Raw genomic sequence first — 18838 nt, 5'->3', positions numbered from 1 at the left:
GAACGCTCACGGCGTGATGGTCGGCTGAAGAAGGGTTTGGCGTATAGCATCAGGACAACGGCGTGATTGGGAAAATTAACGGATTTTCCATTTTTTCATCTGCGATTTCATTCCGGATTACGAAATAGTCCTTAAAGAGAAAAGGATATTGAATGAATATTTATGTTGGGAATTTTACCGATCAAATGAATGAGACTTCCCTAAGAGAAATGTTTGAAGCCTTTGGCGAAGTCCAAAGTGCGAAAATCATAAAAGACAGATACACCGGGAGGTCCAAGGGGTTTGGATTCGTTGAAATGCCCAGCAACTCAGAGGCGGACCAGGCAATCAAGGCCTTGAATAAAAAATTTATTGACGGGAAAACCATTAAGGTGAATCCTGCCGATTCCGGCGGCAAGAAAAAAAAGCCTTTTAAGCGGAGGCGATTTTAAGAATTTTTTAAAGCCTTATCCACAAAACAAAAAAGCCCGGGAGCAATATTGCCCCGGGCTTTTGATTTATCTTTTTGTGGGCAGCCCTAACGACGGCTGCTTTGAAAAATAGATAAAATGGCTAACTAGAGAACCGTTACATTTGTTGCAGCAGGACCTTTCTGTCCTTCTTCAATATCAAATGAAACCTGATCCCCTTCATTCAGGGATTTAAACCCTGCTCCGTTGATGCCGGTATGATGCACAAATACATCTTTTCCGCCTTCCTGCTCGATAAATCCAAAACCTTTTGATTCGTTAAACCATTTTACGATGCCGTTTGCCATAGTGGCTTTCTCCTGTAATAAAAAAAATAAAAAAAATTCGGTTTCCAACGCTGGGAGTAATCTCACTTTTTGTTAGGGAATATACACCTGTGATTTGAAACCTGTGCGTTAAAATAGTAAGCGCAGTCCGCCTAAGATAGATGATTTTCAACAAATGTCAAGTAATAATTGATGTTTGGCAAAGATATTTTACACATTTGGGCCTAACCCACGCCGAACTGGGAGGGCTTGATCCGGGTCAGGTATTCCACAAGGGCCTTGTGCTTTTTAAATTCCAGCTTTTCCCGTTTAATGAAAATATTGAAATGATCGGCCCCGGGCTTGATCCCGGGAAAGGGATCGATGAGGATTTTTTCCTCAAGTTCCCGGATGACCGTATACTTGGGGACAAATCCGATGCCCAGCCCTGAAATGGCGCCATTGATGATTCCCCGGATATGGTTGATTTGGATTACGTTTTTCAGACAGGTCCTTTTTTCCCGGGGAATGGCCGTGACGAAATTTTTCCACCAGTCCAGATTCTTGTCATCGGAAAGGAGATTGATCTTTTCAAGATCGTCCAGAGAACGGATCTCATGCTCTTTCACGAATTGAGGCGAAGCAATGGTGACGTATTGTTCCTGGAAAAGATATATTTTTTCCAGGTTGGGCAGATCATGATCCCGGCAGTCAACGACCAGGTCCACCTCATCCTGGGCCAGGGGCTTTCCCAGATAATGGGAAAAATAAAAGTCCAGGTGGATATCCGGATGGTTTTCAAGAAAGGTATGGATATGATTGATCAGGATTGAGGTGCCGAATTCAACGGTGGATCCGATCCGGATTCCCAGTTTGGCCTCTTTTTTAAACCGGGTGATCTCCTGGTCGGCCCGTTCGATTTCATAGAAGATCTTTTCGCAGGACCTGAACAGAGCCTGGCCGGCATGGGTCAGGGAAAGGGTCTTTCCCCGGCGGCGGATCAGGGGGGTGTCCAGGGAGGTCTCCAGTTTTTTAATGGCGTGGCTGACCGCGGACTGGGTGACAAACAGGGCTTCTGCGGCCCGGGTAAAATTCTTGATCTTTGCCAGGATAAAAAAGGTCTTTAGGTGGTATAGATCCATAAAGTATGAAAGCAATTCATGATAATCATAAAAATTATGAATTTTACTTTACTCAACCAGGGGGTATATTACAAGGAAAAAGTATTTTATAATTTTATAAAAGAGGTGATTTCATGGAAAAAAGCAAGGTATTAGATTCTTTAGGCATTCAGGATGTTAACTTCGGCGCCACCACCGGCGGTTCAAATGGATGGATCCAAACCAAGGGCAAAGAGCTTGTGAGCACCTCCCCCATAGACGGGCAGCCCATTGCCAGGGTGATCATGGCGGACCGGCGGGCCTATGACTCGGTCATGGAAAAGGCCACAGCCGCCTTTGCCTCCTTTCGCATGATGCCGGCCCCCAAACGGGGAGAGATCATACGGGAGATTGCCGACGTTCTCAGGGAGAAAAAAGAGGCCCTGGGCACCCTGGTCGCCATGGAGGCGGGAAAAATAAAGGCGGAAGGGCTGGGCGAGGTCCAGGAGATGATCGACATTGCCGATTTTGCCGTGGGACTTTCCCGTCAGCTTTACGGACTGACCATGCACAGTGAGCGCCCCATGCACCGGATGTACGAGCAATGGCATCCCCTGGGGATCGTGGGGGTGATCACGGCCTTTAACTTTCCTGTGGCGGTCTGGTCCTGGAATGCATTGGTTGCAGGGGTATGCGGGGATGCCGTATTGTTTAAGCCCAGTTCCAAAACTCCGCTAACGGCCGTTGCCATTCAGAATATCATTGCACCTGTGGTGGACAAATACGGGATTGAAGGGATTTTTAACCTGGTCATCGGGTCACGGGAAGATGTGGGGGAGCCCATGCTCCACGATAAACGCATTCCTCTGATTTCAGCCACGGGATCCACGGCCATGGGAAAACATGTGGGAGAGGTTGTGGGAGGCCGCCTGGGCCGGACCCTGCTGGAACTGGGGGGCAACAACGCCATCATCGTCACCGAAGACGCCGACATGGACATGGCCATCCGGGCCACCCTGTTCGGGGCCGTGGGAACGGCGGGCCAGCGGTGCACCTCCACACGTCGGATCATTGTCCACTCTTCCGTGAAAGAAAAATTTGTAAATGCCCTGGTCAATGCCTATAAACAGGTTAAGATCGGCAATCCCCTGGACGAGTCCACCCTCATGGGACCCCTCATTGACGGCCGGGCCGTGTCCGACATGGAAAACGCCCTGGCTGCGGTTCAGGAACAGGGAGGTAAAATCCTTTACGGAGGCGGCACCCTGACTCTGGAGGGCCTTGAAGACGGGTTCTATGTAAAGCCCGCCATTGTGGAGGCTGAAAATCAATATCCCGTTGTCCAGGAGGAGACCTTTGCCCCCATCCTCTATATCATTGAATACGATACCTATGACCAGGCCCTTGCGTTCCACAATAACGTGCCCCAGGGTCTGTCCAGCGCCGTGTTTACCTCTTCGGTCCATTATCAGGAAACCTTTTTGTCCCATATGGGATCGGACTGCGGTATTGCCAACGTGAATATCGGTACCTCCGGGGCGGAGATCGGGGGAGCATTCGGCGGCGAAAAAGAGACCGGCGGAGGCCGGGAATCCGGGTCGGACGCCTGGAAGATCTATATGAGGCGTCAGACCAATACCATCAACTGGGGCAGGGATCTTCCCCTGGCCCAGGGAATAGAGTTTAATATCAGCGGAGAATAATAAATTATGAACAATAGCATATTAAGGCTGCCTGAAGCCTATAACGAGCCAATAAAGATGTTCGGGCCGGGCAGTCCGGAAAGGCCGGCCCTGGAGGCTGAACTTCAAAGGCAGATGAATGAGGAAATTAAGATTCCCCTGGTCATCAACGGCCGGGCCGTCCATACCGGCGACATTGGGACAGCGGTCTGTCCCCATGACCACAATCATGTTCTGGCCAGATTCAGCAAGGCCGGGGATGCTGAAATTCTCCAGGCCATAGAAGCGGCTTTGAAAGCCAAACCGGCCTGGGAGGCCATGCCGTGGCAGGAGCGGGCAGCCATCTTTCTCAAGGCGGCAGACCTGATTTCCCAGAAGTATACCCACCTGCTGAATGGGGCCACCATGCTGGGCCAGTCCAAGAATGCCTTTCAGGCGGAAATTGACGCTACCTGCGAACTGGTTGATTTTTTGAGGTTTAACGTGAAGTTCATGGAAGAGATCTACCAGGGTCAGCCCCGTTCTGAAAAGGGGATCTGGAACCGGACCGAGTACCGGCCCCTGGAAGGTTTCGTCTTTGCCCTGACCCCTTTCAACTTTACGGCCATTGCCGGAAACCTGTGCACGGCCCCGGCCATGATGGGGAATACCGTGGTGTGGAAACCGGCATCCACGGCAGTCTTGTCCGGATTTTACATCATGGAGATCCTAAAGGAGGCAGGACTCCCCGACGGAGTGATCAACTTTATCCCGGGTCAGGGGTCAAGGACCGGAAAGATTATCCTCTCCCATGAAGACCTGGCCGGGATTCATTTCACCGGTTCCACCGGGGTGTTCCAGACCCTTTGGCGGAAAACCGGGGAAAATATTGACAAGTACCGGTCCTATCCCAGGATCGTGGGGGAAACCGGGGGCAAGGATTATATTTTCATTCATCCCTCGGGAGAACCGGACCCGGCGGTTACGGCCGCGATCCGGGGGGCCTTTGAATACCAGGGCCAGAAATGCTCGGCCTGCTCCAGGCTCTACCTGCCCCGGTCCATGTCCGGGGAGTTCTTGAAAAAACTGGAAAACCAGGTCAAAACCATAAAAACCGGCAGCGTTCAGGAATTCGGCAATTTCGTCAACGCCGTGATCGATGAAAAGGCCTTTGACTCCATTGACGGGTATATTTCAAGGGCAGAGTCTTCCGACCAGGCTGAGGTGATCCTGGGAGGCAAGCGGGACAAGTCAAAGGGGTATTTCATTGAACCCACCGTCATCCTGGCCAAAGACCCGCACTATGAATCCATGGAGAATGAGATTTTCGGACCGGTCCTGACCCTTTATATTTATGAGGACCAGGACCTGGATCAGACCCTGGACATCCTGGACCGGACCAGCATATACGCCCTGACCGGTGCCATCTTTGCCCGGGACCGCGCGGCTGTCAATCATATGATGGAGAGGCTGACCCATACTGCGGGCAACTTCTATATCAATGACAAACCCACCGGGGCCGTGGTGGGGCAGCAGCCCTTTGGGGGAGCCCGGAAAAGCGGGACAAACGACAAGGCCGGCAGTCTGCTCAACCTGATCCGGTGGACCTCTCCCCGGACCATTAAGGAAAGCTTTGTTCCGCCCATGGATTATCAATACCCGTTTATGGCCGAATAAACCCAACCTTGCATAATCAGGGCTTTGCGGTAGACAACTACAGCTTCAGCCCTGAGCACCTCGGAGCTGAAACCTTTCTGACGTTTGCAGCAGTGGGGGAAACCCGGATGGTGGAAACATCAGAAAGGCCCGGCTTTTAAAAAAGGGGCGGTTATCTCAACCGCCCCTTTCGGGTGGGTGATATAAAAAAAGTCTATACAACCAGGCCCGGAAAATCATTATCATTCAAGGTGCTCTACTCTTGGGAGGAGCTCATCTCCGTTGATTGAGTCTCAGATAACCGTCCGGGTTACTGTCCTCCTCGGCGATAATGGATTCCACATCAAAGCCGGAAGATTCAGAACTTCTCTGAACCCCCGTTGACTGGTAGGCGGTAAACGCTTGTCCAATTCCTTGGATATTCATTTACACCTCCTTTTTAGGGTTATTATCCATTTTGTTTATATTTTTTCCAAAACCCAGGTTTATTTTTTTCTAGTATAAACCCTGGTGCTGCATGGCCGGACGGAAAATTCTTCCCACTGTCGGGCCAAAAGAATCCTCTTCCTGATGATGGCTTCTCTATTGAACTCATAGATATCCCGGAGCCAAAGGAAACAGAGTTCAAGATCTTGCAGGGATTTTCACAGCTTTTTCCTGTTTGGCGATTCCGGGACTCTGTTTTGAAATGGACACAGGCGGATGGTCCCTAAAATTACGACTTACAAGTTTCCCTGGTTTCTGCTATGGTTTTGACAGCACCGGCTGATGTTCGAGCGGTTCCAAGGAGCAGAAATGGAGATTAGGCAAAAGCGGCCAGCCCTGAATTCAAGGGTGATACTGGATCTGAAAAAGCGGTCCTACCTGGGGATGATTTACTATCTCGTTGCATTGGTGGGCGTGATTTTTCCCGATGGATACTATTTCAGGGACCCGTCTTTTTCCAGGCTGTTTCTGGGTATCGTCATCTTGATCTGCCTGTTCAGGCTTGTTCATTATCTGGTCAGCGACCATGTCCCGCCCCGGTTCAAACGGCTTGACTTTATAATCTTTGCGGGCAGCATTGTTTTAAACTCCTTGATCTGGGGTCTGGGGTTTGCAAGACTGCTGGGTCAGGAAGGAGAGCAAAATACCCAGCTTCTCATGCTCATCTGCACCATCGGGATCTGCTCCGGCGGAGTGGTGGCATATGCCCCGTTACTTTGGCTGTCAATCTCCTTTAACGCTTTTATTCTGCTGCCCGGGACCCTTTTCATGGCCGTCAAGGGCGTTTATCTGCCCCTTGCCGGGCTGTGCATGGTCTTTTGTTCCTATCTGGTTTTTCTGGCCGCCCGGATTAACGGGGAATATTGGAAGGCCCTGGAAATTGAATCTCTTCTGGAGCAGAAAACCAGGGAGCTTGAAAAGATCAGCCACATGGACGGTCTGACCGGGCTCTATAACCGAAGGTATTTTGAAACGGCATTTGAAATTGAGTGGAGGCAGGCGGTCAGAAATCAGACCCGGATCGCCGTGCTTCTCTGCGATATCGATAAATTCAAGCAGGTAAATGATCGTTTCGGCCATATGGCAGGAGACGAATATTTAAAACTCACGGCCAGGATCCTTAAGAAGGTTTTTAAGCGCAGAACAGATGTCCTTGTCCGTTACGGGGGCGAGGAGTTTGTGGTCCTGATTTCAGATGTATCCACTGAAACGGTTTTGGATCTGGCCGAGAACCTGAGAAAAGAAATGGAAAAAACCATCCTTGAGTATGAATCCGAACAGATTCAAACCACGGTCAGCCTGGGAGTAGTCGTGGGGATTCCTAAACCCTCGGATAAAAAGGAAAGCATGATTTCCAAGGCAGATGAGCGGATGTACCGGGCCAAAAACAGGGGACGGAACCGGGTGGTCGCTGAAGAGGGCTAGGCCTTGAAAAAAGAAGGGGATTCGCGGCGGTTTTCAGCTTTTTTGTGATCACCGGTTCCATCTTACCATTCCGGATCATATACGGCCGGGAAATTCAAGCCTCCCTGTATTGCCAAGACCGGGCTTCCATGATAAGGATGGATAAAGCCTCCTTTCCCCAGGGGCACCTTTTTTTCCGGGGACTAAATTAAATCTTTGACGGGCAGGAAAATATGGGAGTGCAGAGCAGTTCAGACCATACTGTGGAGAGGTCGATCGGACGGGAAATCCGGTCCTGCAGAAAAAAAATAGGGTTAACCATTGCAGAACTGGCCCACCAGGCCAGCCTGTCCACGGGCATGTTATCCAAGATAGAAAACGGTAACACCTCTCCCTCCCTGGCCACCCTGCAGTCTCTTTCCAAAGCCTTGAACATTCCCATCACGGCTTTTTTCAGGAAATTCGAAGAAGAGCGGGATGCCAGTTTCGTCAAGGCAGGACAAGGCCTGGTCATAGACCGGAGGGGAACCCGCACCGGACACCAGTACCGGCTCCTGGGACATAGCCTGGGAAAGAGCATTTCCGTGGAACCCTATTTAATCACCCTGAATGAGGAGTCCGAGGTTTTTCCCCTGTTTCAGCATCCGGGCATGGAGTATATTTATATGCTGGAAGGAGAAATGGTTTACACCCATGGGGATAAATCCTATTCCCTGAGCCCGGGAGACTCCCTGCTTTTTGATGCCGATGCCACCCACGGCCCTGAAGAGCTGATCGACCTTCCCATTAAGTTCCTTTCCATCATGATTTCCCACCGGACATCCAAGGAAGGATAATCCCGGTCTTTCACAGGGAACAGATTCGTTTTCCTATGCTCCGGCCATGTCTTTTTTCCGGTCCTGTCCGCCATGGAATCGGCTTTATGGGGTTCTTGCCATGCTCCGGTCACCGTGATATGGAAGCACAATAAGCTTGGTTGGGCAGACATTGATAAAAGCAAAAATTAGATTGGAAAGGAGGGTTTGATTTGAAAAGCCGCGCCATCGGATTCCTGGCCCTGGTTTTCTTCTTTCTTCCGGTGAGCCTCTCCTTTGCCGGAGATCTATTTTTCATTGCCGATGACATGGATGCTGCGCCTTATATCTCTGCGGATGCGAGAGGGCTGCCCATGGGGATTTTATACGATACTGTTAAGACCGCATTCAAGCGGATGAACAAGCCTTTCCGGTATGAAGTCCATCCCTGGAAACGGGCGCAGATGATTGTGGAAAAAGGCCAGGCAGACGCCCTGATTACCACCCCAACCCCCAAACGGCTTCAATTCCTGGTGCCCAGCCAAGAGGTCTTGTTTACCATGAAAACCAAGATCTTTACCCAGGAAGACAATCCCAATATTGCCCGGATAAGATCTATTCATTCCCTGACGGATCTGGAAGGGCTTAGAATTATTGATTATATCGGTGACGGCTGGGCAGAAAAGAACCTGGCACAATTCGGGATTCTCTGGGCACCCTCCCTTTCAACGGTCTGTAAGATGATCGCCGCATACCGGGGGGATGTTTTTATCCAGGATGAGAACCTGGTAAAGGATGCAATTAAAAATATCAAAGCCCGTGGAGCGAATCGGGAATTGAGATTTGATCGTATTGTTGCCTTTGATGTCCCAATCCAACCGATTGATTTCCACCTGCTCATCCGGAAGGATTCCGGATTCCTGGAACTGATGCCCGAATTCGATAAAACCATCCGGGCCATGCGCCGGGAAGGGGTGCTGGACCGGATCAAGGCCAGGTGGGTGGAATAGGGTCAGGCTTTTCTGATGGGACTGATTATCGGTTTTACCAGGCAGGCAAGATCGGTCACGGCCATTTCAACGGTTAGGGTGTTCTTTCCGGATCCGCAGAAAATCGTGTCAAGCTCCATGAGGCTTTCATCCAGGACCACCCGGACGTCGTCATTGACCGGAAAAGGTCCTGTTCCGCCGATTTCAAACCCCAGGTCGGCCTCCACCCGTTCGGGCGGGACGGTCCGGATCTGCTTCCGGTTAACACCAAAGGCCCGGCCCAGAAGTTTATAATCGATCCGGTCCTGGGCGTTCACCCCCGCCAGTATCCAGTGGCTGTCCTTGATTTTGAAAACAATGGTCTTGATCAGGTTCCGGGTCAGATGGGGAACCCTGGTTTGGGCATCTTCAAAGGTCCGTACGGGAACATGGTCGTGGAGCCTGAAGGGCAGTCCGCTGTTTTCGAGCAGGAGATAAATTGTCTGAAAAGCCATGGGTTTTTTTGTCTGCCGGGATCTTCCCATACATATCAGGATATGGGCCGACTCCCTGGCCGGCCGGATCGGCAGAAAAAATCCGGGCAGGCCAGGGAAACCGGCTTATGGGCCGGCGTGGTTTTAAATCAGGGTCAGGGTTCGCTGGATCTCCCAGGGGGTGACATGGCGCATGAAGGTTCCCCATTCCGCTTTTTTCAGTTTAATAAACTCATCTGCAATGGGACCCAGGCCGGATTTGACCACCTCATCCTCCTCCAGCGCCTCAACCGCCTCCAAAAGGTTCTGGGGGAGAAGGATCATGCCCAGGTTTTTTCTTTCTTCAATGGACAGGTTCCAGATGTTCTTGCCGGTAATGGCCTCTCCCGGGTCAATTTCATTGATAATCCCGTCCAGGCCGGCGGCAATGTGAACGGCCAGAAGGAGATAGGGGTTGACCATGGAAGAGGGAGATCTATCTTCAAAGCGGTTGGAGGCGGGGCTCCTGAACAACTGGGTCCGGTTGTTGTCTCCGTATGACGCAAAAGAGGGGGTCCAGGTATAACCTGAATCCGTGGAGTAGACGAATTCGCCGCTCTGGATGCGGCGATAACAGTTGATCTGGGGAGATGCAACAGCCGTAATGGCCCGGATATGTTTCAGGAGCCCCCCCACATAGTGGATGGCGGTTTTCGAGATGCCCAAGCCCTTCCAGTCCTCCTCTCCCTCCTGCAGGGGAAAGAGGTTGTTGCCGCTCAGAAGATCGGCAATATGAAAGTGGAGGTGGGCCCCGGAACCGGTTTTGTCTTCAAAGGGTTTGGCCACATAGGTGGCAATGGCTCCGTATTTCTGGGCCACCTGTCCGGTCATCATCCTGAAGTGGATGAGCCGGTCTGAGGCATGCAGGCCATTGGTCCAGTCAAAGTTGATTTCATACTGGCCGTTGGCGTCCTCATGGTCACTCTGGTAAATACCGAATCCCATTTCATTGCCGTACCGGGTAATGTCCTGGAGATAGTCCATGCTCTGGCACATGCCCTTGAAGTCGTAGCAGGGTTTGGCAAGGGTGTCTATGCCGCTGGGATCCCAGACCTTGATTTTGTCCCCATCTTTTTCCACCAGAAAGTGCTCGGGTTCGAACCCGCCGTTCAGGGCAAACCCCTTTTCGGCAAAAATGGAGAGCATCCGTTTTAAATTGGTCCGGGGGCAGTAGGGCCAGGGTTCATCATCCACAAAAAGATCACAGCAGGCCATGGCCACATTGGGCTGCCAGGGCAGACGGGTATAGGTGGAGAGATCGGTCCGGGCCATGAGATCGTGGCTTTCCGGTCCCAGCCCCATTCCCCAGACAGCCCCTCCGGCAAAGCCTGCCCCGTCATCCACGACATCATCAAAACAGTCCACAGGAACCTGTTTGACCTTGGGGCCGCCATGGATATCCACAAACTGGGCCAGGATAAATTCAATTCCCTGCTCTGCCAGGCTCTCCCGGACGGCCTCACGTTTTTTCTCTTTTTCCCTGGGTTCTATTTCAAGGACGGCTGTCATGTTGATTCCTCCATAAATTTACTATAATGAAAGTTTTTTTCCTTATATTTATTTTTAATGCAGGGTTTGTGCCAAAGCCGAAGTTCAGGATTTTAAATTGAGAACAGGTTGAATTGTTGTGTGATTTTAATGGGTTTTGGGACGGGGGGTCTGCTTTTTTCAACGCGCCGGATGCATCGGTGTCCTGAAAACCACAAATATGTGTATTTACGCAAAAACCAGGAGGGGTTTTGTACAAATATGTATTTTTGAGAACTTTCATTTAAAAGTCCTCCCGTTTGAGGGGGCCGGATGCCAGGGGCAGGTCCAGGGCTTTGGATGCAGCCAGGGTAATGGTCCTCATGTCCTCGGGCTCCAGGTTATGGACATTGGTCTTTCCGGCGCACCGGGCAATGATGGCTGTTTCCTGGGCCGTTCCCCGGATCCATTTTACGGCAGCCTCACAAAGGTCCTGTTCGCTGAAGCTATCCTTAAACCCCATTGAATTGTTTTTTATTTCACCGCCCAGTGCAAGTCCCATGGCTGTTCCGAAGACCGAGGCCGTGCAATTATAGGCCAGGGCCTTGGCCACATCGGTCCCGGACCTCATGCCGCCGAAATTCACCAAGGCGATTTCTTCTTCTTTGCCAATGGACCTAAGATACTGGACTGCATCCCTCATCAGGGTAAGATCCACGGGAGAATCCAGCTCCACCCAGTCTTGAAGGATGTCCTTGGACTGGTCCAGGATCATGATGTCAAATTTGTTTTCCAGGGCAAAATCCAGGGACTGGGTCAGATTCCGGCCCCGTACACACAGGCCCAGGATCTGGTTGGGCAAAAAACGCCGGATCTCTCCGGGCTGGAGATCATTTCCGGCGACATAGATGAGCCCGTCGGCATTTTCCTCGGGCTTGTCGCCGGCCGTTAAAAGCTGGAGCCATGGATAAGACGGGTCTTCTCCCTCATTCAGGCGGGTTCTGCCAAGATATCCGCACCCGGTTTGGGAGAGGGCGGCGGAAAGCCCCTTTTTCACCGTCACGGGAGCCGAATCAAACCCGGTAACCAGAAAGGGGTTTTCCAGGATCACTTCGGGAAGCGTTTCTTTTTTAAGACCCAGGCCGAGACTCCGGGAGATTTTCGTTCGGGTACTGCATTCTTCCCGGTAGGGGTCAATGACCAGGCGGGTCAGGGCTGCGGATAAAAACACAATATCGTCCAGATGGGCGGGCCGGTCCAGAGGAAAGGGATTTTCCCTGGAAACCATGGCCCCTGTGAGAAGTTGAGCCTGTTTATCTGTTTCGCTGGGCTCGGATTCAGCCATCCCCCGGATAAGATCAAAGGACTTTTTGGGGTAATTGGCCGTTCCGGTCTCTGATTTTATGTCAAGAGACTCTTTCTGTCCGGATCTCATTTCCGGGACATAGGGCAGGCGGGTCAGGGCTGCCGCCTCCGGGGTCAGGGCAACCAGGTCCTCCCGGCAAAGATCATGGATGGAGGTATGTCCCAGTCCGCTTGCAATGGCGGCCATCTGCCAGCGCATGGATTCCAGATAAAAATGCATTCTCCGGGCATTTTCCTGTACATCAAAGCGGTCTACCCGTTTGGGATCCTGGGTGGCCAGGCCCACGGGGCAGGACCCGGAGCTGCATTTCATACATCCGATACAGCCGCCCGCCAGGAGCATGGGAGTGCCCACACCCACGGCAGTGGCGCCCAGGGCGATGGCCTTGGCCGCATCCACCCCGGTCTGGATTCCGCCCATGAGAACGATGGGAAGCTCACCCTGGGCATCGATTTCCGCCAGTCCGTCCATGGCCTCCATGATGGCGGATATGGTGGGAATTCCCACGTACTCCAAGACTTCGTTTCCTCCGGCTCCGGTCCCTCCCTGGAGTCCGTCCAGTTCCACGAAATCGAGCATGTCCTTATAGGCGATCTTAACGTCGTCCCTTGTTCTGCCGGCCCCCAGCTTGATGCTCACCGGCAGGCGCCAGCCCACGGCTTCCCTGAACTCCCGGATTTTCATGATCAGATCGTCCCCCCCCAGGACATCCGGGTGCCGGGACGGGGAGCGAAGATCCATTCCTTCGGGAATTCCCCGCATGGCCGCGATTTCTTTGGTCAGCTTGGCAGCCATGAGCTGACCTCCCAGGCCGGGCTTGGCGCCCTGGGAAACGTAGAGTTCCAGGCCGTCGGACCGTTTCATGTCATGGATGTTCCAGCCCAGCCGGCCGGAAAGACATTGTGCGATAAGCTGTCTGGCCTCAGCCCGTTCAACCGAGTACATGCCCCCTTCCCCTGTATTTTCCGAAATTCCGGACAGGGAAGAGGCAATGCCCAGGGCCTGCTTGGCTGCCGGGCTCAGGGCGCCGAAACTCATGGGAGCGATCATCACCGGCATGGAAAGATCCAGGGCCCGGCCCCCGTGGCGGTCGCCGATAAAGGTCCTTAGATTGACCTTTGAAGCAACATCCTTGTCCACGGCCGTAAGGTCCATCGGTTTTTTAAAGGCAATGTCGTTAAAGTGGGGAACATGCCGGGACGCCCCGAATCCCCTGACCCGGTACCGGCCGATACGGCTCTTGACCCGGATATCCTCCTGGACCTTTTCATTCCAATAGGGGGTGTCGGCGCCTGAAAATTTAGGAAAGGGAATCTTTTTTGCCGGTGGTTCCGGCGTACCGTAGGTCAGGTCCCTGCCGTGGCAGACTATTTTTTTAAAGGTACCTGAAAATTCAAGTCCATGGGTCTTGAGAAAGGTATGAATACTTTCCAGGTCCGGGGCCGTAGGCTCGCAGAGCCGGGCATCACTGCCCAGGGAGCTGACCTCTCCGCCCACAAAAATTTCGCCTCCGGCCATGTTTTCTCCCACCCGGTCTCCGGAATCTCCCAGGATGATGATCCGGCCGCCGTACATCATGTATCCGGCCATGAAGCTGGAGTTGCCGGCACAGCAAAGGGTTCCTTTTTTCATGACCTGGCCGGACCGGGAGCCCATATTGCCTTTGATGATGATATTTCCTCCCCTCAGGGCCACTCCGGCAATGGCACCGGCATTGCCGCCCACAACAATGGTGCCGGCCAGCATATTGTCCCCCACACCCCAGGAGACGTTCTTTTCCACCCGGATGAACGGGCCGTCGCTCAGGCCCCCGCAGAAATATCCGGCAGATCCGTGGATACTCACATCCACGGGGTTGGTCAGGCCTACACCAATATAATGCCGGGCATCGGGATTGATGATCTCTATGGGTTCATGGATGGCCCCGTATCCCCGGATCACTTCGTTGGCGGTTCGTATGGGCATTTCAGAAAGATCTATGGTTGCCATGTTCCTATTCCTTATTTAAACACTTTTCTTGGGATTGGGTCTGTTCATGGTAAAGGCCGGAAGGTCTGCTATGATTCCCTGGACCAGAGGCCGTATGTCAGGGGCGCCGGTTCGCTGGTCTCCAGAGCCTTGCCGGGAAACAGCCGGTTGATGCCCACCTCTTCCGAGGAAATGGCGATCATCTCATCATCCTCATATTTGACCATGGGCTTGGCAGCCAGCTTGTCCTTGGCATAGCCGATGGCGTCTTTTGTGGCCACAAGATAGGAAAAGGTGCCGTCCAGATCCTCCAGGGAGGCTTTCAGGGCCTCTTCCAAGGTCGCTTCCCGGCTCATCTGAAAGGCCAGGTAAACGGCGATGAGTTCTGTATCGTTTTCGGTCTGAAAGGTCATGCCGTGGCGTTCCAGGCGTCTTCTCATGATCCAGTAGTTGGTGATCTGGCCGTTGTGTACCGTGGCAATGTCGGAAAAACCGCAGGCCCAGAAGGGGTGGGCCGTGTCCGGGTGGACCCCGGATTCCGTTGCCAGCCTTATATGGGCGATGCCGTGGCTTCCGTTGAAATCTCGGATCTGATAGTCCGGGGCCAGGGCCCTTGGCTGTCCTACATCCTTGAGAATATCCAGGCGTTGGCCCATGGACACAGGTTTTAGGTCTTTTTCAATGGCATGGGTCAGCTCCAGGAGATTTCCTTTGAACCGGGCCTGAAGTCCCAGGGTGCATCCCAGCACCTCTTCTTTGACAATCTCCACCCCTTGGCCGGCCAGGACGGACCGGATCCGTTCCCTGTCGGATCGGGCCCCTCCGTTGACGGAAATGAAAAAACGCATGCGGATGAGGTCCTCAAGGGGATCCCGGTAAAGGGCCCAGCCTGAAGAGTCGGGTCCCCGGTGAAGGGTGGCATCCAGGATTTCGGTCAGGGCCGCCCCGGTTGTCAGTTTGAATTTTCGGTTTTTGTCGTGCTTAAACAGAATACCGGCTATGGCGCACATGGTGGTGTTCTCCTTGAATTGTCAGCCTGGGCTGGATATGACTCATTGCACTATGGTTTAAATGGGAACAATAGTTCACCACAGGGAAAAAATTAAATCAAGAAAAATTTCATAAAAAGAAAATATTTTTACTTTTGTGAAATATACGTATCAAAAAAATCCTCCTGAAATGTCCCATGCTTTTCGGCGCCGGGTTTTTGGGCCCTTGGAAAGCTGCCGGCGGACAAAAGGCCCGCCGGCAGCCGGGTCAGGAGGGAAAAGGGTTAAATATGACTGTCCACAGGGAAGCCTGCATAGGCTTCGTTGCCGTGCTCGGTGATGTCCAGTCCTTCCACTTCTTCGGTCTCGGATGCTCTCAGGCCGATGGTGTATTTGATGGCCAGGAACAGGATCATGCCGGTGCCAAAGGCCCAGACAAAGCCGACACCGATGCCGATGAGCTGGGCAAAGAGAACCGTGGTGCTGAATTTTTCAACTCCGAAAAAGGCAAAGGCCAGGGTTCCCCAGGCGCCGCATACACCGTGGACGCTGATGCAGCCCACCGGGTCGTCGATTTTAAAGATTTTTTCAATATAGATGACAGAGTAGACCACCAGGATGCCGGCAACAAGACCGATGATCAGGGCTCCTCCAACGGAAACCACGTCCACGGCTGTACAGATGGCCACCATGCCGGCGAGAAATCCATTGACGGTCATGCCCACATCCGGTTTTTTAAAGATCAGCCAGATGGTGCCCATGGCGCCCAGGCCGCCGGCTGCGCCGGCAATGTTGGTCATGACTGCGATCCTGGCCAGATTGCCGTCAAAGGTGGTGGTGGATCCGGGGTTGAAACCAAACCATCCCAGCCAGAGCAGAAAACCGCCGATGACGGCAAAGGGCAGGTTATGCCCGGGGATTGCCCTGGGATTGCCTTTGGCATCAAACTTACCGATGCGGGGACCGATGACGATGGCACCGGCCAGGGCCAGCCATCCGCCGATGGAATGGACCACGGTGGAGCCGGCAAAGTCATAGAACCCGACGCCCAGAAGGCCCTCTAACCATCCGCTGCTGTCCAGGAGGCTTCCCCAGGCCCAGTTTCCGAATACCGGGTAGATAAAGGCGCAGATCACCACGGAGTAGGCCAGGTAGCCCGTAAACTTTGTTCTCTCTGCAACCCCGCCGGAAACGATGGTTGCGGTTGTGGCGGCAAACACACATTGGAAGAGCCAGAAGGGAAATCCCCACTGGGTTGCGGCTGTGGATCCCAGGAAAATCAGGGACTCATCCGGTCCGGCAAACATGATATGAAACCCCACCACCAGGAAGGCAATGGTGCCGATACAGAAATCACAGATATTTTTCATCATGATGTTGACCGCATTTTTGGCCCGGGTAAACCCGGCCTCCAGCATGGCAAACCCGGCCTGCATTAAAAAGACCAGAAAGGCGGCGATACAGGTCCAGAGAACATCCCCCCGGTACTGCAGGATTTCAATGTCGGTGAGATACCTGACAATGGATGCGGTGGTTGATTTTCCGTCCACAACCACCTCCACATCTTCGGCAACGGGAGAGGTTTCATCCCGGTAGGCAGCGGAAACAGGCAGCTCTTTTCGGATCTCTTCCTGGGTTTTTCCCTGGAACAGGGCTGTGGGGTATTGTTCCAGGGCAGCTTCTGTCGCCTTATCGGCGGCAAGGGCATGGGGCGGCAGCCCGGCAAGAATGCCGGCGGCCATCACCAGGAACAGGGCCAGGGTTTTAAGGGGGGATAAAAATCGCTTGGTTTCAGGTCTCATCTGTTTTCTCCATTATAAATTTAAGGTTATAAAAAAGTTTTTTCTATAGGGCCTGGGTCCCGGTTTCACCGGTCCGGATCCGGACGGCGTTCTCAAGGGGCTGGATAAAGATCTTGCCGTCTCCGATTTTACCGGTTTTGGCCGTGCTGACAATTGTTTCCACCACTGCCTCCACCCGTTCGTCTTCCACGGCGATTTCCAATTCAACCTTGGGGAGGAAATCCGTCTGGTATTCAGCCCCCCTGTATACTTCCTTGTGCCCTTTCTGCCGCCCAAAGCCCTTCACCTCGGAAATGGTCATGCCGTTGATATTGATCTTGGCGAGGGCCTCTTTCACCTCATCCACCTTGAACGGTTTGATGATAGCCATAATTTTTTTCATGTCTTCTCTCTTTTTTAAGGGTTTGCCAAAGCTGCTTGAATATTCTTTAGAGCAAGAGGGGTGCCAGGCGGGGAATTGGATCAAAAATGGGTTTTAACATCTTGAAAATAAAGAGATTTTACTCTGATGAAAAAATGTTGCTTGGATTTAAAGAAAAAGGGATAAAATTACAAAATTGGAATAATGGCTGTCTAAAAATGTAATTTTGCAGATTTTAAGAACGATTTTGTGGGAATGGTTTCGTTTTTGTTCTTAATCCGGATAAAAAAGATGGAGCAGGCCTTCAGGCTCTTTCCCAGGCCGTGCCTCCGTAAGATCATCTAAAGGGATTTGGTAATGGGAAACACCACCGGGATTCTTGGATCTTCTTTTTTCTCGAACCGGATGTCCGCCCAGGGTCTCAGCAGAACAGGCTCTTTTTGGATCGCTGGAAGATCGGCAACAGAGAGTCTGTTGATGCTCTGTGGAGTAGGCTGGTCGTTTTCAGGGAAATGGAGGATGTCGGAATCCTTGACAAAGAAAAAATGGTGGAGGTTGGTTTCCGGGGGGTTGTTTCCATAGAAATGATGGACTTTGGCTTCTGCTTCGTGGAGATTCAACCTCAGGGCAACGGCCGGATTGTTGTTTACTTTGGGATGGGCCTTGATTTTTCCAGGACCGATTTCATCAAACATGAGTGTTTTCTTGTAGACCAAGGCATGCTTGGGATGAACCGTAATCACCAGATCATCAAGTTTGAGATAATCCATGGCATATTTAAGCATGATCTTATTGCCGTACATGGGAATATTCTGGGAACCATCTCTGTATTCAGGGTCTGTGGCAAGGCAGCCTACTTCACCGATCCGCCTCCCCTGACGCCTCAGGCAGTTCAGTTCCTCTTTATATATGGTGTCCATGGGCAGGCCATGGGAGGAGTCTGGAAACAGACTCATCGAAAATACCAGTTTTTGCTTTTTTTTCCCGATGAACACGGCCGTATTATCGAAGAAATGGTGTTTAAGGATTCTGCACTGGCGGGAACTCTCTTCCTCATTGATGTATCCTTCTTGGGAATAGACCTCCTGGACAAGTTTCAGGGCATCATAAAATTCATCCATATTGCTGGCAATTTTAAATTTGTAATCATCCATTTTCCGTTCATCAATATGGATCAATTTTCTGAGTTCTTCGACTTGAGCCAATTCATTCTCCTTTATGCACATCCCTGTTATTTTTAACCTTTGAGTATCATTAATTAAAAAGCAGGTAAAGGTTATTCATAATAAATCATTATCCTAAGGACTTATCCCTTGGTCATGTTTGATATAGCAATAACAATACCAGGAAAGTATCGGCCCTGACCGAAGAAAGTGGTTTTGTCAAAAACCAGAGTTATTTTAAGGGGTTAAAAATGAGGCTGGCGTGAAATAAAATTAAGATTCCCTTTGGAAAGGAGAGTGGAGACAAAAATTTTTTCTGAATATGTATGAAAAACAATGCATATTATTGGACGATTTGATTTAACACCTTGAAAAATAAGTAAAAATTGAAAAATAAATTATGTA

17 protein-coding genes are annotated in these 18838 nt (G+C 51.7%); 6 read left to right on the top strand and 11 right to left on the bottom strand.

What is annotated here, in order from left to right; genetic code table 11:
- Positions 1 to 152: 152 nt before the first annotated feature.
- Complete coding sequence (locus F608_RS0111975; RefSeq protein WP_022665881.1) at positions 153 to 431, top strand: RNA recognition motif domain-containing protein; 279 nt, start codon at positions 153 to 155, stop codon at positions 429 to 431.
- Positions 432 to 556: 125 nt separating this feature from the next.
- Here the strand turns inward: F608_RS0111975 and F608_RS0111970 are convergent, their stop codons facing one another.
- Both F608_RS0111970 and F608_RS0111965 read right to left on the bottom strand, forming a co-directional pair.
- Positions 557 to 757 carry a cold-shock protein gene (locus F608_RS0111970; RefSeq protein ID WP_022665880.1) on the bottom strand — a complete coding sequence of 67 codons (201 nt, stop codon included), beginning with the start codon at positions 755 to 757 and terminating at the stop codon, positions 557 to 559.
- Positions 758 to 960: 203 nt separating this feature from the next.
- Positions 961 to 1857 carry a LysR family transcriptional regulator gene (locus F608_RS0111965; RefSeq protein ID WP_022665879.1) on the bottom strand — a complete coding sequence of 299 codons (897 nt, stop codon included), beginning with the start codon at positions 1855 to 1857 and terminating at the stop codon, positions 961 to 963.
- Between the two features lie 113 nt (positions 1858 to 1970).
- On the opposite strand from F608_RS0111965, the gene amaB reads away from it, so the two are divergent.
- Both amaB and pruA read left to right on the top strand, forming a co-directional pair.
- On the top strand, positions 1971 to 3518 hold the full coding sequence (amaB, locus tag F608_RS0111955) for an L-piperidine-6-carboxylate dehydrogenase (RefSeq protein WP_022665878.1): 1548 nt from the start codon (positions 1971 to 1973) through the stop codon (positions 3516 to 3518).
- A 6-nt stretch (positions 3519 to 3524) separates the two neighbouring features.
- On the top strand, positions 3525 to 5153 hold the full coding sequence (pruA, locus tag F608_RS0111950; protein WP_022665877.1) for an L-glutamate gamma-semialdehyde dehydrogenase: 1629 nt from the start codon (positions 3525 to 3527) through the stop codon (positions 5151 to 5153).
- Between the two features lie 252 nt (positions 5154 to 5405).
- On the opposite strand, the gene F608_RS36175 is transcribed toward pruA, so the two are convergent.
- Positions 5406 to 5558: a hypothetical protein gene (locus tag F608_RS36175; RefSeq protein ID WP_022665876.1), complete on the bottom strand. Its 153-nt coding sequence runs from the start codon at positions 5556 to 5558 to the stop codon at positions 5406 to 5408.
- Positions 5559 to 5927: 369 nt separating this feature from the next.
- Between F608_RS36175 and F608_RS34715 the strand changes: the two genes are divergently transcribed.
- From F608_RS34715 to F608_RS0111920, 3 genes are all read left to right on the top strand, one after another.
- Positions 5928 to 7043 (top strand): GGDEF domain-containing protein, encoded by a 1116-nt coding sequence (locus tag F608_RS34715; protein WP_022665875.1) that lies wholly within the window; start codon positions 5928 to 5930, stop codon positions 7041 to 7043.
- 212 nt (positions 7044 to 7255) lie between these two features.
- On the top strand, positions 7256 to 7858 hold the full coding sequence (locus F608_RS31640; protein WP_022665873.1) for a helix-turn-helix domain-containing protein: 603 nt from the start codon (positions 7256 to 7258) through the stop codon (positions 7856 to 7858).
- A 191-nt stretch (positions 7859 to 8049) separates the two neighbouring features.
- A complete protein-coding gene (locus F608_RS0111920; RefSeq protein ID WP_022665872.1) occupies positions 8050 to 8826 on the top strand; it encodes a substrate-binding periplasmic protein in 777 nt (258 codons plus the stop codon).
- Positions 8827 to 8828: 2 nt separating this feature from the next.
- On the opposite strand, the gene F608_RS0111915 is transcribed toward F608_RS0111920, so the two are convergent.
- The 8 genes from F608_RS0111915 to F608_RS31630 form a co-directional block, all read right to left on the bottom strand.
- Positions 8829 to 9299 carry a YbaK/EbsC family protein gene (locus F608_RS0111915; protein ID WP_022665871.1) on the bottom strand — a complete coding sequence of 157 codons (471 nt, stop codon included), beginning with the start codon at positions 9297 to 9299 and terminating at the stop codon, positions 8829 to 8831.
- A 123-nt stretch (positions 9300 to 9422) separates the two neighbouring features.
- On the bottom strand, positions 9423 to 10826 hold the full coding sequence (gene glnT, locus F608_RS0111905) for a type III glutamate--ammonia ligase (RefSeq protein WP_022665869.1): 1404 nt from the start codon (positions 10824 to 10826) through the stop codon (positions 9423 to 9425).
- Positions 10810 to 11088 carry a hypothetical protein gene (locus F608_RS36170; protein ID WP_153307487.1) on the bottom strand — a complete coding sequence of 93 codons (279 nt, stop codon included), beginning with the start codon at positions 11086 to 11088 and terminating at the stop codon, positions 10810 to 10812. Before F608_RS36170 ends, glnT begins: the two co-directional genes overlap by 17 nt.
- Positions 11089 to 14139 carry a glutamate synthase-related protein gene (locus F608_RS0111900; RefSeq protein ID WP_022665868.1) on the bottom strand — a complete coding sequence of 1017 codons (3051 nt, stop codon included), beginning with the start codon at positions 14137 to 14139 and terminating at the stop codon, positions 11089 to 11091.
- Between the two features lie 68 nt (positions 14140 to 14207).
- Positions 14208 to 15128, bottom strand: a complete 921-nt coding sequence (locus F608_RS0111895; protein WP_022665867.1) for a class II glutamine amidotransferase domain-containing protein — start codon at positions 15126 to 15128, stop codon at positions 14208 to 14210.
- Between the two features lie 263 nt (positions 15129 to 15391).
- The gene (locus F608_RS31635) at positions 15392 to 16909 is read right to left on the bottom strand and encodes an ammonium transporter (protein ID WP_022665865.1); all 1518 of its coding nucleotides are present in this window, start codon (positions 16907 to 16909) and stop codon (positions 15392 to 15394) included.
- 43 nt (positions 16910 to 16952) lie between these two features.
- A complete protein-coding gene (locus F608_RS0111885) occupies positions 16953 to 17291 on the bottom strand; it encodes a P-II family nitrogen regulator (RefSeq protein WP_022665864.1) in 339 nt (112 codons plus the stop codon).
- A 320-nt stretch (positions 17292 to 17611) separates the two neighbouring features.
- On the bottom strand, positions 17612 to 18475 hold the full coding sequence (locus tag F608_RS31630) for an N-acyl amino acid synthase FeeM domain-containing protein (RefSeq protein WP_022665862.1): 864 nt from the start codon (positions 18473 to 18475) through the stop codon (positions 17612 to 17614).
- Positions 18476 to 18838: the final 363 nt, after the last annotated feature.

This window comes from Desulfospira joergensenii DSM 10085, assembly GCF_000420085.1.
Taxonomy (GTDB): domain Bacteria; phylum Desulfobacterota; class Desulfobacteria; order Desulfobacterales; family Desulfobacteraceae; genus Desulfospira; species Desulfospira joergensenii.
The sequence above is the reverse complement of the archived record's forward strand: the minus strand, read 5'-3'. Positions and strand labels throughout refer to the sequence as shown.

Coding starts and splice junctions, on each gene's coding strand:
- F608_RS0111885 (WP_022665864.1), bottom strand. CDS start 17,291: ATGAAAAAAATTATGGCTATCATCAAACCGTTCAAGGTGGATGAGGTG.
- F608_RS0111915 (WP_022665871.1), bottom strand. CDS start 9,299: ATGGCTTTTCAGACAATTTATCTCCTGCTCGAAAACAGCGGACTGCCC.
- F608_RS0111895 (WP_022665867.1), bottom strand. CDS start 15,128: ATGTGCGCCATAGCCGGTATTCTGTTTAAGCACGACAAAAACCGAAAA.
- glnT (WP_022665869.1), bottom strand. CDS start 10,826: ATGACAGCCGTCCTTGAAATAGAACCCAGGGAAAAAGAGAAAAAACGT.
- F608_RS36170 (WP_153307487.1), bottom strand. CDS start 11,088: ATGAAAGTTCTCAAAAATACATATTTGTACAAAACCCCTCCTGGTTTT.
- F608_RS0111965 (WP_022665879.1), bottom strand. CDS start 1,857: ATGGATCTATACCACCTAAAGACCTTTTTTATCCTGGCAAAGATCAAG.
- F608_RS31640 (WP_022665873.1), top strand. CDS start 7,256: ATGGGAGTGCAGAGCAGTTCAGACCATACTGTGGAGAGGTCGATCGGA.
- F608_RS36175 (WP_022665876.1), bottom strand. CDS start 5,558: ATGAATATCCAAGGAATTGGACAAGCGTTTACCGCCTACCAGTCAACG.
- amaB (WP_022665878.1), top strand. CDS start 1,971: ATGGAAAAAAGCAAGGTATTAGATTCTTTAGGCATTCAGGATGTTAAC.
- F608_RS0111900 (WP_022665868.1), bottom strand. CDS start 14,139: ATGGCAACCATAGATCTTTCTGAAATGCCCATACGAACCGCCAACGAA.
- F608_RS31635 (WP_022665865.1), bottom strand. CDS start 16,909: ATGAGACCTGAAACCAAGCGATTTTTATCCCCCCTTAAAACCCTGGCC.
- F608_RS0111975 (WP_022665881.1), top strand. CDS start 153: ATGAATATTTATGTTGGGAATTTTACCGATCAAATGAATGAGACTTCC.
- F608_RS0111970 (WP_022665880.1), bottom strand. CDS start 757: ATGGCAAACGGCATCGTAAAATGGTTTAACGAATCAAAAGGTTTTGGA.
- pruA (WP_022665877.1), top strand. CDS start 3,525: ATGAACAATAGCATATTAAGGCTGCCTGAAGCCTATAACGAGCCAATA.
- F608_RS34715 (WP_022665875.1), top strand. CDS start 5,928: ATGGAGATTAGGCAAAAGCGGCCAGCCCTGAATTCAAGGGTGATACTG.